Annotated in this window: 1 pseudogene; it reads left to right on the top strand. The window is 71.0% G+C overall.

Going from position 1 to position 1,123, the window contains the following annotated elements:
* Positions 1-1,123 (top strand): annotated as a pseudogene (locus ACQKIP_RS47995) (PEP/pyruvate-binding domain-containing protein); the annotation flags it as partial.

The following is a 1,123-nucleotide window of genomic DNA, read 5'->3' as shown; positions in this document are numbered from 1 at the left end:
ACCGCCTGGCACCCCTTCCACGTCAACTACATCGCCACCCGCGTCCTGGGCATGGAACTCACCGCCCTGGACGCGGACCTGGACGCCTTCAACGCCTCCGTCTACATGGATCCCGGGCGCCGCTTCCTGCTCGGCGTGCTGTCCCTGCACACCGAGCAGGAGCCGGAAGGCCCCGAACGCACCTTCCTCGTCCTGGAGACGACCGAGGCCGACACCATGCACGGCGACCTCCTGGAATACTTCTACGAGTTCGTGCGCACCCGGGTCGACGGCAGGCTGCCGCTGCTGCTCAAGCCCGCCAACCACGGGCAGGAGGAGGCCCTTGCGGCCATCAGCGAACTGCGCGTGCCGCGCATCCTGAGCCACGAACTCTTCGGCTCCAGGACCCGCACCCCGCTGAACACCGGCGAAGCCACCGGACGGCTGCGGTACTTCGCGACCCACGAGGCCTACGCGGCGGCCGAGGCCTCACTCGGCTGGGCGGACATCGTGGCCATGCCCTGCCTGCCCGACGACGTGCCCCGGGTGGCCGGATTCCTCAACACCGCGCCCATCACCCCGCTCTCGCACACCAATGTCCTGGCCTCCGGCTGGGGCATACCCAACGCGATCGTGCGCGACCTGGAACAGCTCGTCGAGAAGGACGCCCTGGACGGCGCATGGGTGCGCTACCGGGTGCGCGAGGACGCGATATCCCTGGAGCGCCTGGAGCACGAGCCGGCCCTGCACGCCCCGGCCTGGCACCAGCAGCGCATCCGCCTCGAACCGCCCCTGCTCGAAGAGGCCCCCGTTTTGGCCCTGCACCGGCTGCGCAGCGCCGACCGCGACCGCTACGGCACCAAGGCGGCCAACCTCGGCGAACTGCACCACGTACTCGACAGCCGCACGGCCGACCTGACCGCCTTCTACGGGCAGCCCCGCCCGCCGCGCGACAACCTCCTGGGGCACCTGGCGGCCCGCCTCGGGCTGAGCGCACCCTCCGCGGGCGAACTGCGCGCCAGGGCAGCCGAATTCGTGGCGAAAGCCGTCGACGCGCCGCAGGGCGTCGCCCTGCCCTTCGCCCTCCAGCAGCACTTTTTGGCCTCGTCGCCCGCCCTCCAGCAGGGCATCGGCAAGCTCAAGC

It is taken from the genome of Streptomyces sp. NPDC059900 (assembly GCF_050270335.1).
In the GTDB taxonomy this organism is placed as follows: domain Bacteria; phylum Actinomycetota; class Actinomycetes; order Streptomycetales; family Streptomycetaceae; genus Streptomyces.
Note: the sequence above shows the minus strand (reverse complement) of the source record. Positions and strands in the feature narration are given on the sequence as shown.